Here is a 17,364-nt window from a genome sequence, read left to right on the forward strand (position 1 = left end):
CTCCCTTAATTCAACGGATGTTGGCGCAGAAAATCGGCGGCAACAGCAGATGGGCTTTCGTGATCGACGTCGACCCGCGCGTTGAGCTGGCGCATGGTTTCGTCATCGAACAGTTCGGCCAGTGGCTTGAGCTGCTCGGCCAGTTTCGGGTTGGCGTCCAGCGTTGCCTGACGCACCACCGGTGCGGCGGTGTAGTCGGGGAAGTAGTGCTTGTCGTCTTCCAGCAGCTTCAGGCCGAAGGCATTCAAGCGACCGTCCGTGGTGTAGACCAGACCGGCAAACACTTGGCCGTTGCGCAGCGCCGTATAGACCAGGCCCGCATCCATCTGGCGGATGTTCTTGCGGCTCAGGTTCATGTCGTAGAGCTTGACCATGCCGAGCAGGCCGTCCGAGCGGTTAGCGAACTCGGTGTCCAGTGCCACCAGGTGATTGGTCTTGGCTTCAGCCTGCAACACCTCGTTCAACTGACTGATGTTGTTGATCTGCGGATATTGCTCGGCGACTTTTTTCGGCAGCGCGAGGGCGTAGGTGTTGCTGAACTTGGACGGTGTCAGCCAGATCAGGCCTTTTTTCGCGTCGAGTTCTTTCACCCGGGCGTAAGACTGAGCGCTGTCGAGTTTTTCGGTGACATGGTTGTAGGCCACCAGCGACACGCCGGTGTATTCCCAGAGCATGTCCAACTGGCCACTTTCGTGGGCGCTGCGGGCCAGGTTGCTGCCCAGACCGCCGGTGATCTGCGCGTCGTAGCCTTTGCTGCGCAGGTATTGCGCGGTGATTTCGGCGAGCAAGGTCTGCTCGGTGAACACGCGGGCGCCGAGGCGGATAACCGGTTTGTCGGCGGCCTGTGCGATTCCTGCGAACAGCAGGACGCAGCCTAAGATAAAGCTAAGTCGTTTCATGTGAATTCCTTTGCCGAGGCCTTAAGACGGGCGCAAACCGCGTTCCAGCCAGAGACGGCTGGCGAGGGTGACCACGCCATCGAGCAGCAGGGCCAGCAGCGCGGTGCACGCGGCGCCGAGCAGCAGTTGCGGCTGATTGTTCAGAGCGATGCCAGGGAAAATCAGGCTGCCGAGACTGTTGGCACCGATCAGGAACGCCAGCGGCGCCGTCCCGACATTGATCGCCAGAGCCACGCGCACACCACCGACAATGATCGGCACAGCGTTGGGCAGTTCAACGCGCCACAGCACCTGACCCGGAGTCATGCCGATGCCGACGGCCGCTTCCTTGAGCGAACCCTGGACGTTTTTCAGGCCTTCATAGGTGTTGCGCACAATCGGCAACAAAGAAGCAAGGAACAAAGCGAAGATCGCCGGGCCACTGCCGATGCCCAGAATCCCCAGGGCGATCGCGAGTACGGCCAGCGGTGGCACGGTGTTGCCGATATTGAAGATTTGCATGAAGCGTTCAGCGCGGCCAACCATGGTCGGACGACTGAGAAAGATGCCGGCGGGGATGCCCACGACAAGGGCGGCCAGCATCGAAGCGAGGACAAGAATCAGATGAGCTTGCAGGTAAAACAACAAATCGTCGCGGTAGTGTTCGATCGTGTTGATGCCGATCCAGTGGACCAGCAGGGCCAGGAGCGCGATGACCACCGCACCTCCCATCAGCCCTTTGCCATAGCGGATAGCCACAGGCGGACTCCTTTTTTATAGTCGGCGAACGCCGTCCCGTGTTCAGTGGCCGGGGTGGTCAATTTTGTTAGCCCAACTTCGGCGCCATAAGCTCATATCCTGCGTTGCTGTTCCTCGCCATAGCGGGCTATGACTCGTCACAGCGCCTTGGCTATGAACTTCTGGCATCCGAATTTGAGCCAACAAAATTGACCACCCCGGCCACATGCCATGCCTGGCTGCCGGGAATAAACGTTCGCGAGAAGCAGCTCCCTCAGCACCGGCAAAAAGCGGTCTGAAAGCGAGCCATGAGCGCAGCCTCGTCAGGCTATCTTGCTGATTTTTCAGCCCCTGACGAAAATTCGTAACAGGGGATGGACGTCTCCGTGCTTTAAAAGGTTCCCACCTAAGGCAGCATTTGGCCACCCTTAATGTGCTCAACGGTTCGGTTATTGCATTGACTTGGGCTATAATCGCGGCCCTTTTTTGAATCACCGCCAGGCGATTTCCCATGACCAACCAGGCCGCCGAAGTCGCGAAACGCCGCACTTTCGCCATTATTTCCCACCCCGATGCCGGTAAGACGACGATCACCGAAAAGCTCCTGTTGATGGGCAAGGCGATTGCGATTGCGGGCACGGTGAAATCCCGTAAATCCGACCGCCATGCGACATCCGACTGGATGGAGATGGAGAAGCAACGGGGTATTTCCATTACCACGTCGGTCATGCAGTTCCCGTATCGCGACCACATGGTCAACCTGCTCGACACCCCGGGCCACGAAGACTTCTCCGAAGATACCTATCGCACCCTGACGGCGGTGGACTCGGCATTGATGGTCCTCGACGGCGGTAAGGGTGTCGAGCCGCGTACCATTGCGCTGATGGACGTCTGCCGTCTGCGTGACACGCCGATCGTCAGCTTCATCAACAAACTCGACCGTGACATCCGCGACCCGATCGAACTGCTCGACGAGATCGAAGCCGTCCTCAAGATCAAGGCTGCGCCGATCACCTGGCCGATCGGTTGCTACCGCGACTTCAAAGGCGTGTATCACCTGGCCGACGACTACATCATTGTCTACACCGCCGGCCACGGTCACGAACGCACCGAAACCAGAATCATCGAAAAGCTCGACTCCGACGAAGCGCGCGCGCATCTGGGCGACGAGTACGATCGCTTCGTCGATCAGCTGGAACTGGTGCAGGGCGCCTGCCACGAATTCAACCAGCAGGAGTTCCTCGACGGTCAACTGACCCCGGTGTTCTTCGGTACCGCGCTGGGCAACTTCGGTGTTGACCACGTGCTCGACGCCGTCGTCGATTGGGCACCGCGTCCGCTGGCCCGTGTCGCCAACGAGCGCACCGTGGAGCCGGTTGAAGAGAAGTTCTCGGGCTTCATCTTCAAGATCCAGGCGAACATGGACCCCAAACACCGCGACCGCATCGCCTTCATGCGCATTTGCTCCGGCAAGTACGAGAAAGGCATGAAGATGCGCCACGTGCGCACCGGCAAGGACGTGCGCATCGGCGACGCCCTGACGTTCTTCTCCTCCGAGCGTGAGCAACTGGAAGAAGCGTTTGCCGGCGATATCATCGGTCTGCACAACCACGGCACCATCCAGATCGGCGACACCTTCAGCGAAGGCGAAGCCCTGAGCTTCACCGGCATCCCGCACTTCGCCCCGGAACTGTTCCGCCGCGTGCGTCTGCGCGATCCGCTGAAATCCAAGCAACTGCGCCAGGGCCTGCAACAACTGGCCGAAGAAGGCGCCACCCAGGTGTTCTTCCCGGAGCGCAGCAACGACATCATCCTCGGCGCCGTGGGTGTGCTGCAGTTCGATGTGGTCGCCAGCCGCCTGAAAGAGGAATACAAGGTTGAGTGCTCATACGAGCCAATCACCGTGTACTCCGCGCGCTGGATCGAATGCAGCGACAAGAAGAAGCTTGAGGAATTCTCCAACAAGGCAGTGGAAAACCTTGCAGTCGACGGCGGCGGTCACCTGACCTACCTCGCCCCGACCCGGGTCAACCTGGCCCTGATGGAAGAGCGCTGGCCGGACGTGAAATTCCGTGCGACGCGTGAGCATCACTAAGCGTCAGGCCGCAGCACCCAAAACCCCGTCGCGAAAGCTGCGGGGTTTTTTATTGCCACTTCCAACCCTGTAGGAGCTGCGGCACGCTGCGATCTTTTGCTCTTGTTTTTAGAAACAGAATCAAAAGATCGCAGCCTTCGGCAGCTCCTACATGGGCTAGCAGCATTGGTTATGGTTGTTATTCGAAACCTGTCTGTCGGTTGAGGGCATTTCTGCGGGTTCAGTCGCGTCCTATCTGGTGAACCCGGCTGATCGGAACTAGATTTCATTCAGCGCCGGATCGGCATTGTGTTTCACCTGCACAGGATGGAATCGATCATGAAAAACAGGTTGCTGCGTGTTTTATTGCTGTTGAAAGTGATGGTCATGCTGTCTCTCGGCACTGCGACGGCCTGGGCCGAGTGCGAGGATCATGATTCCCAGGCCTTTAACGGGCAGGAGGGGCATAGCGGGCTGATGCTCGCCAAGTCCGAGTCCGAGCCGGGTGATCAGGGGCAGGGTGGAACTGCTGATGACGATGACTCGATGACAGACGAGCCGGACTCTGATGATCCGGATGAAGGCGACAGCCAGACGTAGATTGCAGGCAAAGAAAAACCCCGTCTGCCTCGACTGATGAGTCGTCGAGGTAGATGGGGTTTGCTTGTTACGCCATCGCTGAATTCAACATCATCCCCTGTGGGAGCGGGCTCGCCCGCGATTGCGGTGTGTCAGTCGACAAATCAGGTGACTGACACGCTGTCATCGCGGGCAGGCCCGTTCCCCCAGGTTTTTGCCTTTTCCCCGGATCTGCTTACGCCGCACCGTCGAGGAACTGCTCGGCGTAGTGGCAAGCCACCTGCCGATTGTCGAGCAAGCGCAATGCCGGCTCTTCCGTGCTGCAGCGCTCGGTCGCGTACGGGCAGCGCTTGTGGAAAGCGCAGCCTGGTGGCGGGTTCAGCGGGTTGGGCAGTTCGCCGACGATCTTGATTTTCGGCTTGTTCGGGTCCGGGTGAATGGTCGGGGTCGCCGACAGCAGCGCTTGGGTGTACGGGTGAAGAGGGCGTTCGTAGATGTCGTTCTTCGGGCCCATTTCCACCGGGCGACCGAGGTACATCACCATCACGTCATCGGCCACGTGTTGCACCACCGCAAGGTTGTGCGAGATGAACACGTAAGCGGTGTTGAACTCCTGCTGCAGGTCCATGAACAGGTTCAACACCTGCGCCTGAATCGACACGTCGAGCGCCGAGGTCGGTTCGTCCGCCACCAGCACTTTCGGTTGCAGCATCATCGCCCGAGCCAACGCAATACGCTGGCGCTGCCCCCCGGAGAACATGTGCGGATAACGCTGGTAGTGCTCGGGACGCAAGCCGACCTGCTTCATCATCGCCTGGACTTTCTCGCGACGTTCGGCGGCGGACAGGTTGGTGTTGATCAACAGCGGTTCGGCCAGTTGATCACCGACTTTCTGCCGTGGGTTCAACGAGGCGTACGGGCTCTGGAACACCATCTGCACGTCTTTGCGCAGTTGCTTGCGCTGGGCCTTGTCGGCGCCGGCAACTTCCTGGCCGGCGATTTTCAACGAGCCGGACGACGGCTCCTCAATCAGGGTCAGGGCGCGCGCCAAAGTGGATTTGCCGCAACCCGATTCGCCTACAACCGCGAGAGTCTTGCCGGCTTCCAGTTCGAATGACACGCCGTTAAGTGCGCGTACGGTCGCGTGGCCCTTGAACAGGCCTCGGGACACTTCGTAGTGACGGGTCAGGTCGCGGGCGGTAAGTACGACGGCCATTACGCCACCTCCTGGTTCAGCGGGTAGAAGCAGCGGGCGAGGCTGTGGCTTTTCGGATCAAGGGTCGGACGCTGCGCGCGGCAGCTTTCCTGCACGTACGGGCAGCGCGGCGACAACAGGCACCCTTGCGGACGGTCGTAACGGCCGGGAACGATGCCCGGCAGTGTCGCCAGACGGTCAGCACCCTGGCTGTGTTCCGGAATCGCCTTGAGCAGCGCTTCGCTGTACGGGTGCGCCGGAATGTCGAACAGCTGTGGTACCTGACCGACTTCAACAGCCTGGCCGGCGTACATCACGCATACACGTTGGGCGGTTTCAGCGACGACGGCGAGGTCGTGAGTGATCAGCACCAGGCCCATGTTCTGCTCTTTCTGCAACGCCAGCAGCAGATCCATGATCTGCGCCTGAATCGTCACGTCGAGTGCAGTGGTCGGCTCATCCGCGATCAGCAGTTTCGGCTCGCCGGCAATTGCCATGGCGATTGCCACGCGCTGGCTCATACCGCCGGATAGTTGATGCGGGTAGGCGTCCATGCGGCTGGCCGCGCCCGGGATTTCAACTTTTTCCAGCAGTTCGATGGCGCGTTTGCGCGCTTGCTTGCTGGACATTTTCAGATGCAGGCGCAGCACTTCTTCGATCTGAAAACCGACGGTGTAGCTCGGGTTGAGCGCAGTCATCGGGTCCTGAAAGACCATCGCCAGGTCTTTACCGACGATCTGCCGACGTTGACGGTTGCTCAGCTTGAGCATGTTCTTGCCATCGAAATTCAGCGCATCGGCGGTGACGATCCCCGGGTGCTCGATCAGGCCCATCAGCGCCATCATGGTCACGGATTTGCCCGAACCGGACTCGCCCACGATGGCCAGCACTTCGCCCTTGTCGACGCTGATGTCGAGGCCATCGACCACCGGCACAGCGTTCTTGTCGCCGAAACGAACGTTGAGATTCTTGATTTCCAACAGTGACATTTGAATCTCCTCAGGCGGCATTCTTGAGTTTCGGGTCCAGCGCATCGCGCAGACCGTCGCCCATCAGGTTGATTGCCAGCACGCTGAGCAAAATGGTCAAACCAGGCAGGCTCACCACCCACCAGGCGCGTTCGATGTAATCGCGGGCCGAGGCCAGCATGGTGCCCCACTCAGGGGTTGGCGGTTGTACGCCAAGGCCGAGGAAGCCCAGGGCCGCGGCATCGAGAATCGCCGAAGAGAAACTCAAGGTTGCCTGAACGATCAGCGGCGCCATGCAGTTGGGCAGCACGGTGATGAACATCAGGCGTGGCAGACCGGCACCGGCCAGGCGCGCGGCGGTCACGTAGTCGCGGTTCAGTTCGCCCATCACCGCTGCGCGGGTCAGGCGCACATACGACGGCAGGGACACCACAGCGATGGCGATCACGGTGTTGATCAGGCCAGGGCCGAGGATGGCGACAATCGCCACAGCCAGCAGCAAGGACGGCAGGGCCAGCATGATGTCCATCAGACGCATGATGGTCGGGCCAATCATCTTCGGGAAGAAACCGGCGAACAGCCCGAGCAGAATCCCCGGGATTAGCGACATCACGACCGACGACAAGCCGATCAGCAGCGACAGGCGCGAACCCTGGATCAGACGCGACAGCAGGTCACGGCCCAGTTCATCGGTGCCGAGCAAAAATTGCATCTGCCCGCCTTCAAGCCACGCCGGTGGCGTCAGCAGGAAGTCACGGTATTGCTCGCTCGGGTTATGGGGCGCCACCCAAGGGGCGAACAGCGCGCAGAAAATCACCAGCAACATGAACATCAGGCCGGCAACGGCACCTTTGTTCTTGGAAAACGCTTGCCAGAATTCTTTGTACGGAGACGGATACAGCAGGCTTTGATCGACTGCTACCGCTTGATTTTGAGTTGAAGCTGGAGTGGTCATGGTCATGATCTCAGCGCTGATGACGGATGCGTGGGTTGGCAAAGCCGTAGAGGATGTCCACCACGAAGTTGACCAGAATCACCAGGCAGGCGATTAACAGGATGCCGTTTTGCACGACCGGATAGTCCCGGGCGCCGATGGCTTCGATCAGCCATTTGCCGATGCCGGGCCAGGAGAAAATGGTTTCGGTCAGGACCGCACCGGCCAGCAAAGTACCGACCTGCAGACCAACAACCGTCAGCACCGGGATCAGCGCGTTACGCAGACCGTGGACGAACACTACGCGCGATGGCGACAGGCCTTTGGCCTTGGCGGTACGGATGTAGTCTTCGCGCAGCACTTCGAGCATCGACGAACGGGTCATCCGCGCGATAACGGCCAGCGGAATGGTACCGAGCACGATGGCCGGCAGGATCAGGTGATGCAGGGCATCGAGGAATGCGCCCATGTCATCGGCCAGCAGCGTATCGATCAGCATGAAACCGGTACGTGGCTCGATGTCGTAGAGCAGGTCGATCCGCCCGGATACCGGCGTCCAGCCCAGGCTCACCGAGAAGAACATGATCAGGATCAGGCCCCACCAGAAGATCGGCATCGAATAACCCGCGAGGGAGATGCCCATCACCCCATGGTCGAATAATGATCCTCGCTTGAGTGCCGCGATCACCCCGGCCAGAAGGCCCAGAATGCCGGCGAACAGCAGGGCGGCCATGGACAGTTCCAGGGTCGCCGGGAAGAGAGAGGTGAACTCGGTCCATACGCTCTCACGAGTACGCAGGGATTCGCCGAGATCGCCTTGGGCCAGTTTGCCGATGTAGTCCAGGTACTGGGCATACAACGGTTTGTTCAGACCTAGGCGTTCCATTGCCTGAGCGTGCATTTCGGGGTCGACCCGACGTTCGCCCATCATCACTTCCACGGGGTCGCCAGGAATCATGCGAATCAACGCGAAAGTCAGCAGGGTGATGCCGAAAAACGTGGGGATCAACAACCCCAGTCGGCGGGCAATAAAACTAAACATCTTGTGTGGTACCTCATCAGCCGGTTAGGCGTGCCCGGCTTCCCTGGGATCAGGGAGGCCGGGAGTTTCTTATCTACTTCACCTGGGTGGTGGCGAAGTTATTAGTTGTCAGGGGGCTGATGTGATAGCCCTCTACGTTGTTGCGCATTGCAGTAAACATCCGCGTGTGGGCCATGCTGATCCACGGTTGATCCTGATTAAACAGCACTTGTGCCTGTTCGTAGAGCTTCGCGCGTTCGGCCGGATCTACTTTAGCCCGTGCTTCGTCGATCAGTGCCTGGAATTTCTCGTTGCACCAGCGCGCGTAGTTTTCGCCGTTCTTGGCGGCTTCGCAACTGAGCATAGGCGTCAGGAAGTTATCCGGGTCGCCGTTGTCACCCGCCCAGCCGGCCGAGACCATATCGTGCTCGCCGGCCTTGGCGCGTTTAAGCATTTCGCCCCATTCCATGACGCGGATGTCGACCTTGATCCCGACTTTCGCCAGGTCAGCCTGCATCATCTGCGCGCCAAGCATCGGGTTGGGGTTGGTCGGGCCGCCGCCGTTGCGGGTAAACAGGGTAAACACGGTGCCTTCCGGAACCCCGGCTTCCTTGAGCAGGGCGCGCGCCTTGTCGAGGTCACGTGGCGGGTTTTTCAGCTCGGTGTTGTAGCCGAGCAGGGTGTCCGGGTACGGGTTGACCGCGACGGTCGCGTTGCCCTTGCCGAACAGCGCATTGACGTAAGCGGCTTTGTCGAAGGCGATGTCGATCGCCTTACGCACGCGCACGTCGCTCATGTATTTGTGCTGGGTGTTCATGGCGATGTACGAAACGGTCATCGCGTTCAGTTCATCAACCTTCAGGTTGCTGTCTTTCTTGATGCTCGGGATGTCATCAGGTTTGGGATACAGCGCGATCTGGCACTCGTTGGCCTTGAGCTTTTGCAGGCGCACGTTGTTGTCGGTGGCGATTGCCAGAATCAGCGCGTCGGCCGGCGGCTTGCCACGGAAGTATTCCGGGTTGGCCTTGAAGCGAACCTGCGCATCCTTGGCGTAGCGCTGGAAGATGAACGGGCCGGTGCCGACAGGCTTGTTGTTGAGGTCGCCGGTCTTGTTGGCCTTGAGCAACTGATCGGCGTACTCGGCGGAGTAGATCGCGGTGAACGGCATGGCAACGTCGGCCAGGAAAGGTGCTTCGCGGCGGGTCAGGGTGAACTTGACGGTGTAGTCGTCGACCTTTTCCACGTTCTTGAGCAGTTCCTTGAAGCCCATGCTTTCAAAGTACGGGAAGCCCACGCTCGACAGTTTGTGCCAAGGGTGATTCGGGTCCAGCTGACGCTGGAAGCTCCAAAGCACATCGTCGGCATTCATGTCACGGGTCGGCTTGAAGTATTCGGTGGTGTGAAACTTGACGCCTTTGCGCAGGTGGAACGTGTACGTCAGACCGTCATCGCTGATTTCCCAGGAGTCGGCCAGTGCCGGTACCAATTCGGTGGTGCCAGGCTTGAAGTCGACCAGACGGTTGAAGATCGTTTCGGCCACCGCATCGGCAGTGACTGCAGTTGTGTACTGGACCATGTCGAAGCCTTCCGGACTGGCTTCGGTGCAGACCACCAAGGGTTTGGCCGAGACGCCGATGGCGGCGCTCAACAACGCGGCAGCGACGGCCGCACGTAGGGGAAGCATTTTCATCGATAACCCTCTGCAATCGGTTGAAGACAAAAAACCGAACGGCCGACTCATCATGAGTCAGCCGTCGGTTGGCGTTTTTACAGGATGTTGAATGGAATGGTGGTCACGAGACGGAACTCGTTGATGCTGCCATCCAGCTGGTTCTCACTGGCACGGTGCGCGGTATAAGTCGCGCGGATCGCCGTAGCTTTGAGTGGGCCACTTTGAACGGCGTACGCAGCACCGATCCCGTATTCGTAGTGGTTTTCGCCATCCATCGCCAGCACGCTGTCGTAAGCGCCACCCTTGTAGTGGGTACCGTCGATGCCCCAGCCGCGGGCGCTATAGATATTGAATTTCAAGCCTGGCACGCCGTATTCGGCCATGTTCAGACCGTAGGCAACCTGGAAGGATTTCTCGTTCGGGCCGTTGAAGTCCGAGAGCAGGGAGTTGGCCAGGTAGATACCGTTGGTTTCGTGCAGGTAGTCGAAGTACTCGTTACCGTTAACTTCCTGGTACGAGAAGGTCAGGCTGTGGGCCTGGTGAGTCAGCCCCAACGACAGCGAGTAGGTATCGTTGTCGATTTCGCCCAGCTTCTTTTTACCTTCGTCGACGGTCTTGTAGTAGTTCAGACCGGTGGTCAGGCTCAGGATCTGGCTATCACCCAGTTCGTGGGTAGCGCCGAAGTAGTACTGCTTCCACATGTCTTCAGCCTGGGTCGCCCACAGGCTGGTTTTCAGGCTGGCGAACGGCTGGTAGGAAATACCGGCGGTGTTCACGTGGTCGATTTCGATGATTTCGTCGGCGTACTCGGAGCGGAACTTGCGCTGGCTCTCTTCGGTACGTGGCGAGTTCTGATCGAACGTGGCGATATCGAAGGTCAGGTTCTCCAGCTCTTCGCTGTGCAGGCTGACGCCCTGGAAGCTGGAAGGCAGCGGACGGTTGCCGATCACGTCGACCATCGGGCTGCTGAAGTTCTGGCGGCCGGCGGTCAGGGTGGTGTTGGAAACACGTGCCTTGACGTTCGCCAGACCCAGTTTGCTCCACTGGCCCTCTGCGTCACCGCCTCGGCGGGTCAATGTACGGTTGTTGCCTGGGCGAGTGAGGCCTGCTTCCGGAGCGCCGCCGCTGCCGGATGCGAGGTTCTTGCGATCACGCTCCAGCGCGATGGCGTTATACAACGCAACCTCGGTGCTGATGCCGACAGTGCCCTCGGTGAACCCAGAGTTGTACTTGACGATGGTGCCTTGCACCCAGTTGATACGGCGATCGGTGGTTTGCAGCGTGTCGTTGTGCGTGTAACGGAATTTGGCGCCGCGCTTCAGTTCTTCGTTGGCGTACCAGTTGCGGGTCGAACCCGTGATCGACTGACCTTCAACGAAGCCGGTCGCTTCAGCCTGGGCGCTCTTGGTGTTGACGGTCACCGGGGTGAACGCCTGGCTTTGCGTTTCAGCATAAGCCGTGGCGGTGATGCTGCTTATGGCCAGGGCCAGTATCGCGGTGCTGCTCAGTTTCATGGGTGAAGCTCCTTTACTTTCTTTTTATGCCGGCTTTTTTGGGTTGGCCGGTTTTTGGTTTAGAACTCGTTCACACATCGCAAACGTTTGCAAAAGGCCAAATTGGCGAATTTAGGCAAAGCGCTTGCGTGAGGGGGGTAGACAGTCCCCCTCAGCGTTGCGGCTAATCGGTTGGGTTAATCGATACTGACACCCGAGAACACGTTGCGGCCGAAAGGGCTCACCTTGAACCCTTCAACCCGTGTGCTTAACGGCTGGTTGACCGTCGAGTGGGCGACAGGCGTGATCGGCACTTGCTGTTTAAGCAACTGCTGAGCCTGTTTATAGAGCACGGTGCGCTGGTCGCGATCGGTGACGACCTTGGCTTCCTTGATCAGCTTGTCGTAAGCCGGATCGCACCACATGGAGTAGTTGTTGCCGCCAATGGCGTCGCAGCTGTACAGCGTGCCGAGCCAGTTATCCGGGTCACCGTTGTCGCCGGTCCAGCCGATCAGGCTGATGTCATGCTCACCATTCTTGGTGCGCTTGATGTACTCGCCCCATTCATAGCTGACGATTTTCACTTTCAGACCGATCTTGGCCCAGTCGGCCTGAAGCATTTCGGCCATCAGCTTGGCGTTCGGGTTGTACGGACGTTGAACCGGCATTGCCCACAGTGTGATCTCGGTGCCTTCCTTCACGCCGGCAGCCTTGAGCAGTTCTTTGGCTTTTTCCGGGTTGAAGGCGGCGTCCTTGATGGTGTCGTCGTAGGACCATTGTGTCGGTGGCATGGCGTTGACGGCCAGTTGGCCGGCGCCTTGATAAACAGCGTTGAGAATCCCTTGTTTATTCACCGCCATGTCCAGCGCCTGACGCACTTCGAGCTGGTCGAACGGTTTGTGGCGCACGTTATAGGCGATGTAGCCGAGGTTGAAACCTGGCTTGGAGATCAGTTGCAGCTTCGGGTCGGCCTTCAGCGCTTCAACATCGGCCGGGCGCGGATGCAGGGTGATCTGGCATTCGCCGGCCTTGAGTTTTTGCACGCGCACCGAGGCGTCGGTGTTGATCGCGAAGATCAGGTTTTTCAGTTTTACCCGGCTCGGGTCCCAGTACTGCGGGTTGCCGGTGTAGCGGATGTTCGAGTCTTTCTGATAGCTCTTGAACACGAACGGCCCGGTGCCGATCGGCTTCTGGTTGATGTCGCTCGGCTTGCCTTCGGCCATCAGCTTGTCGGCGTATTCGGCGGACAGGATGGCGGCGAAACTCATGGCGATGTTCTGGATGAACGCGGCGTCGACGCTGTTGAGCGTGAACTCCACGGTCAGCGGCCCGGTCTTCTCGACCTTGGCGATGTTCTTGTTCAGGCTCATCCCGTTGAAATAGGGGAACTCGGTCGGATAAGCCTTACGGAATGGCTGCTGTGCATCAAGCATGCGATTAAACGTAAACAGCACGTCGTCGGCGTTGAAATCGCGGGTTGGCTTGAAGTACGGCGTTGTATGAAATTTCACGCCTTCACGCAGGTGAAAGGTGTACTTGAGGCCGTCCTCGGAAATATCCCACTGGTTGGCCAGGCCCGGTACGACATTGGTCGCGCCTTTTTCGAACTCTACCAAGCGGTTGTACAGCGGCTCTGCAGCGTCGTTATCGGTGGCCGTCGTGTATTGCGCAGTATCAAAACCCGCCGGGCTGCCTTCGGAGCAAAACACCAGACTATCGCTGGCGGCGTGGCTGGCGGACGTGGCGGCCAACAGGCCGGCGCCCAGCAGTGCGGAAAAAACCAAGGTATGGCGCATGACGCTCCCTCTTTATTAGTGTTGTTTCGATGCGCCGCGGTCCCGTCCAGGGACGTTGTGGCTGCATCAAGCTCAAACCAGTACGAACAGCAAAACCGTTAGCCCACACAGGCACTGGTCAGAACCCGACGGTAGGGACCGTGGATCTGGCAGTAAATGCGTTGAGTCCTAAAGACTCGTAGGAAATGGCAACACATTCTGTATCTCCCTGGTAAAGCAGGGTGGAAACAGATGTAGGCAAATTCCTAACTAATCGGCAGAAAAAGCAGCGGCGACGCTGAAATCGTCGCCGCTGCCTTTTTTTACTTGCTGACGCTGACGCCGTAGAAGGAGTTCAAGCCGAATGGGCTGATCTTGAAGTCCTGCACGTTGGCGCGCATGGGTTGATACACCGTCGAGTGAGCGATAGGTGTCATTGGGACTGCATCTTTGAGGACGTGTTGCGCCTGTTTGTACAGTTCGGTGCGCTTGCCCTGGTCTGTAGTGCGCTTGGCTTCTTTGACGAGGCCATCAAATTTCTTGTCGCACCACTTGGAGAAGTTGTTGCCGCTAAGCGAGTCGCAACCAAACAACACGTTCAGCCAGTTGTCCGGATCACCATTGTCACCGCTCCAGCCAATGATCATGGCCTGGTTCTCACCACCTTTGGAGCGCTTGATGTACTCGCCCCATTCGTAGCTGGTGATCTTCACTTTCAAGCCGATCTTGGCCCAGTCGGACTGGAGCATTTCAGCCATCAGCTTGGCGTTCGGGTTATACGGACGCTGAACCGGCATCGCCCACAGGACGATTTCGGTACCTTCCTTGACGCCGGCTTCCTTGAGCAGCTGCTTGGCTTTCTCAGGATCGTACTTGGCGTCCTTGATGGTGGTGTCGTAAGACCACTGGGTCGGCGGCATGGCGTTGACGGCCAGTTGGCCCGCGCCCTGGTAAACCGAATCGATGATCTGCGGCTTGTTGACGGCCATGTCCAGGGCCTGACGAACGCGCAGGTCAGCCAGAGGGTTTTTCTCGTCGCTGCCTTTGACCTTGTCCATCACGTTGTAAGCGATGTAGCCCAGGTTGAAACCGGCCTGGTCAGGCATCTTCAGCGACTTGTCTTCTTTCAGCGCTTTCAGGTCGGCCGGACGTGGGAACAGGGTGACCTGGCACTCGTTCTTTTTCAGCTTCTGAATACGTACCGAAGGGTCGGTGGTGATGGCGAAGATCAGGTTGTCGATCTTCACGTCATCAGGCTTCCAGTAGTCCTTGTTCCCGGTGAAGCGGATGTTGGAGTCTTTCTGGTAGCTCTTGAACACGAACGGGCCGGTGCCGACCGGTTTCTGGTTGATGTCGGCAGGCTTGCCATCCTTGAGCAGCTGGGCTGCATACTCGGCGGACTGCACCGAGGCGAAGCTCATGGCCATGTTCTGGATGAACGCGGCATCAACTTCCTTGAGGGTGAACTTGACGGTGTGGTCGTCGACTTTATCGATCTTGGTGATGTTGGTGTCCATCCCCATGTCGGTGAAGTACGGGAATTCGGTCGGGTACGCCTTACGGAACGGGTCATCCTTGTTAATCATGCGATTAAAGGTGAACAGCACGTCGTCGGCGTTGAACTCACGGGTCGGCTTGAAGTACGGGGTGGTGTGGAACTTGACGCCTTCACGCAGGTGGAAGGTGTAAGTCAGGCCATCTTCGGAGATGTCCCACTTGGTCGCCAGACCAGGAATCACGGCGGTGCCGCCGCGCTCGAACTGGGTCAGGCGGTTGAACATGGTTTCGGCAGAGGCGTCGAAGTCTGTTCCGGTGGTGTACTGGCCTGGATCAAAACCGGCCGGGCTCCCTTCGGAGCAGAACACCAGGTTAGTCGCAGCGGATGCGAAAGGTGCGGAGGCTAACAAGCCTGCGCCGACTAAAAACGGAATGACCGCGTGTTTAAGCATGTTGGCCTCATGATTTGTTGTCATTTTTTGATTTGAGGTACGACCTCGTGAGTCGTGCCTGCGGATACTTATGCAGGCGCCATACCCAATGCAAGATCCAGAGCGGTCGGCGGCCTCAAACGGTGGCACGAACGTACCTTAATGTCGCATCTGTGTAACTTCTGACGCATTTGACCGTTTGCGGGTGGTTTTTACGGTGCAAATCAAGCCCCAAAACGGTGCGTTGGTCACGTTGTGCGCGCCGCCTTGGGGCTTGGTGTTACTTATTTATACCCACGCCATAGAAAGGGGTTAGACCGAACGGGCTGATACGGAAGTCGGTGACTTCCTTGCGCAGCGGCTGGAACACCGTGGAGTTGGCAATCGGGGTAATCGGCACCTGCTGTTTAAGGATCAGTTGCGCCTGTTGATACAGTTGTACCCGTTGTGTTTTGTCGGTGGACACCTTGGCCTGCTGTACCAGTTTGTCGTAGGCCGGGTCGCACCATTTGGCGTAGTTGCTGCCCTTGACTGCCGCGCAGCTGTACAGCACGCCGAGCCAGTTGTCAGGGTCGCCGTTGTCACCGGTCCAGCCATAAATCATCGCGTCATGTTCGCCATTTTTGGCGCGTTTGATGTATTCGCCCCACTCATAGCTAACGATGTTGGCCTTGATGCCGATCTTGTCCCAATCCTGCTGAATCATCTGCGCTGACATCCGCGCATTCGGGTTCGAGGCGCGCTGCACGGTCATTGCCCAGAGGTTGATGGTTGTACCCGGTGCAACCCCTGCTTCTTTCAGTAGCGCCCTGGCTTTTACCGGGTCGTGCGGCGCGTCTTTTAAGTTCGGGTCGAATGACCATTGCGCGGGTGGCAAGGCGTTCTGGGCCAACTGGCCGGCGCTTTGATAAACGGCTTTGATGATCGCCGGTTTATCGATGGCCATGTCCAGGGCCTGGCGCACCTTGAGCTGATCCAGCGGCGGGTGAGTGGTGTTGTAGGCGAGGAAACCGAGGTTGAAACCGGCCTGTTTCAGCACGCGCAGGTTCGTGTCTTTTTCCATCACTTCAATGTCGGCCGGGCGCGGGTAACCGCTGACCTGGCATTCGCCGGTCTTGAGTTTCTGCAGGCGTACGGCGGCGTCCGGGGTGATCGAGAAGATCAGATTGTCGATCTTCACATCCTCGGGTTTCCAGTAGGCCGTGTTAGCGGTGTAGCGGATTTGTGAATCCTTTTGATAGCGCTTGAACACGAACGGGCCGGTGCCGATCGGTTTCTGGTTGAGGTCGGCGGCTTTGCCTTCCTTCAACAATTGCGCTGCGTATTCGGCCGATTGCACCGAGGCGAAACTCATGGCGAGGTTTTGCACGAACGCGGCGTCGACGTTGTTGAGGTTGAAGCGCACGGTTTGCTCGTCGAGTTTTTCGACCGATTTGATCGTGGTGTTCAGACCCATGTCGGTGAAGTACGGGGATTCGGCCGGGTAGGCCTTGCGGAAAGCGTTTTGCGGGTCGAGCAGGCGCTGGAAGGTGAACAGGACGTCGTCGGCGTTGAAGTCGCGGGTTGGGGTGAAGTATTGCGTGGTGTGGAATTTCACGCCCTGGCGCAGGTGGAAGGTGTATTGAAGTCCGTCGTTGGAGACGTCCCATTTTGTTGCCAGGGCCGGTTCGATGTCGGTGCCGCCGCGCTGGAATTGGGTGAGGCGGTTGAAGACGGTTTCGGCGGAGGCGTCGAAGTCGGTGCCGCTGGTGTATTGGCTGGGGTCGAAGCCTGCGGGGCTGGCTTCGGAGCAGTAGACCAATGTTGTGGCTGCGTTTGCCAGGGGGGCGGTTGTGGCCAGGGCCAGGGAGATCAAAAGCGGTTTGAGGGTGGATCTTGGCATGGAGTCCCCGGGGGTATGGAGGTGGTTTTGGGTTGAGATTAGCGGGGAATTGTGGGGTTTCGGAAATATCGTTTTTCTTGGGGGAGTGTCTATCTCGGTATATGTGGGCTGCTTTTGTTGTGGGTATATCCGTTGCTGCGGTAACGGCTACTTAGGGTTTCGCCCTTACGGCGACTCACTTTTTTACAAGCGCCTAAAAAAGTAAGCAAAAAACGCTTGCCCCGGCG

Annotated in this window: 13 protein-coding genes; 2 read left to right on the forward strand and 11 right to left on the reverse strand. The window is 58.5% G+C overall.

Going from position 1 to position 17,364, the window contains the following annotated elements; translation table 11 throughout:
* Window positions 1-5 precede the first annotated feature (5 nt).
* Window positions 6-899, reverse strand: coding sequence for a glycine betaine ABC transporter substrate-binding protein (locus AB4P97_RS28130; RefSeq protein WP_150595073.1), 894 nt, complete (start codon window positions 897-899; stop codon window positions 6-8).
* A gap of 21 nt (window positions 900-920) precedes the next feature.
* Complete coding sequence (locus tag AB4P97_RS28135; RefSeq protein WP_261736806.1) at window positions 921-1,610, reverse strand: ABC transporter permease; 690 nt, start codon at window positions 1,608-1,610, stop codon at window positions 921-923.
* Window positions 1,611-2,127: 517 nt separating this feature from the next.
* Between AB4P97_RS28135 and AB4P97_RS28140 the strand changes: the two genes are divergently transcribed.
* On the forward strand, window positions 2,128-3,711 hold the full coding sequence (locus tag AB4P97_RS28140) for a peptide chain release factor 3 (RefSeq protein WP_042557621.1): 1,584 nt from the start codon (window positions 2,128-2,130) through the stop codon (window positions 3,709-3,711).
* A gap of 318 nt (window positions 3,712-4,029) precedes the next feature.
* Entirely contained in the window at window positions 4,030-4,290 is a 261-nt protein-coding gene (locus AB4P97_RS28145) for a hypothetical protein (RefSeq protein ID WP_395601908.1), read from the forward strand.
* Window positions 4,291-4,504: 214 nt separating this feature from the next.
* Here the strand turns inward: AB4P97_RS28145 and AB4P97_RS28150 are convergent, their stop codons facing one another.
* The 9 genes from AB4P97_RS28150 to AB4P97_RS28190 form a co-directional block, all read right to left on the reverse strand.
* Window positions 4,505-5,485 carry a peptide ABC transporter ATP-binding protein gene (locus tag AB4P97_RS28150; protein ID WP_042557623.1) on the reverse strand — a complete coding sequence of 327 codons (981 nt, stop codon included), beginning with the start codon at window positions 5,483-5,485 and terminating at the stop codon, window positions 4,505-4,507.
* The gene (locus AB4P97_RS28155) at window positions 5,485-6,453 is read right to left on the reverse strand and encodes an ABC transporter ATP-binding protein (RefSeq protein ID WP_042557624.1); all 969 of its coding nucleotides are present in this window, start codon (window positions 6,451-6,453) and stop codon (window positions 5,485-5,487) included. The genes AB4P97_RS28150 and AB4P97_RS28155 overlap by 1 nt, the downstream gene beginning before the upstream one ends.
* A gap of 10 nt (window positions 6,454-6,463) precedes the next feature.
* Window positions 6,464-7,393, reverse strand: a complete 930-nt coding sequence (locus tag AB4P97_RS28160) for an ABC transporter permease subunit (protein ID WP_390896398.1) — start codon at window positions 7,391-7,393, stop codon at window positions 6,464-6,466.
* Between the two features lie 4 nt (window positions 7,394-7,397).
* Window positions 7,398-8,408, reverse strand: coding sequence for an ABC transporter permease subunit (locus AB4P97_RS28165; protein ID WP_042557626.1), 1,011 nt, complete (start codon window positions 8,406-8,408; stop codon window positions 7,398-7,400).
* A gap of 73 nt (window positions 8,409-8,481) precedes the next feature.
* Complete coding sequence (locus AB4P97_RS28170) at window positions 8,482-10,077, reverse strand: ABC transporter substrate-binding protein (RefSeq protein WP_042557627.1); 1,596 nt, start codon at window positions 10,075-10,077, stop codon at window positions 8,482-8,484.
* Window positions 10,078-10,154: 77 nt separating this feature from the next.
* On the reverse strand, window positions 10,155-11,573 hold the full coding sequence (locus AB4P97_RS28175; protein ID WP_042557628.1) for an OprD family porin: 1,419 nt from the start codon (window positions 11,571-11,573) through the stop codon (window positions 10,155-10,157).
* A gap of 176 nt (window positions 11,574-11,749) precedes the next feature.
* Complete coding sequence (locus AB4P97_RS28180) at window positions 11,750-13,348, reverse strand: ABC transporter substrate-binding protein (protein WP_395601909.1); 1,599 nt, start codon at window positions 13,346-13,348, stop codon at window positions 11,750-11,752.
* Window positions 13,349-13,650: 302 nt separating this feature from the next.
* Window positions 13,651-15,276, reverse strand: coding sequence for an ABC transporter substrate-binding protein (locus tag AB4P97_RS28185; RefSeq protein ID WP_042557630.1), 1,626 nt, complete (start codon window positions 15,274-15,276; stop codon window positions 13,651-13,653).
* A gap of 259 nt (window positions 15,277-15,535) precedes the next feature.
* Window positions 15,536-17,137, reverse strand: coding sequence for an ABC transporter substrate-binding protein (locus AB4P97_RS28190; RefSeq protein ID WP_395601910.1), 1,602 nt, complete (start codon window positions 17,135-17,137; stop codon window positions 15,536-15,538).
* Between the last annotated feature and the right edge of the window lie 227 nt (window positions 17,138-17,364).

The sequence above is a fragment of the Pseudomonas sp. A1230 genome, from assembly GCF_044218825.1.
In the GTDB taxonomy this organism is placed as follows: Bacteria; Pseudomonadota; Gammaproteobacteria; order Pseudomonadales; family Pseudomonadaceae; genus Aquipseudomonas; species Aquipseudomonas iridis.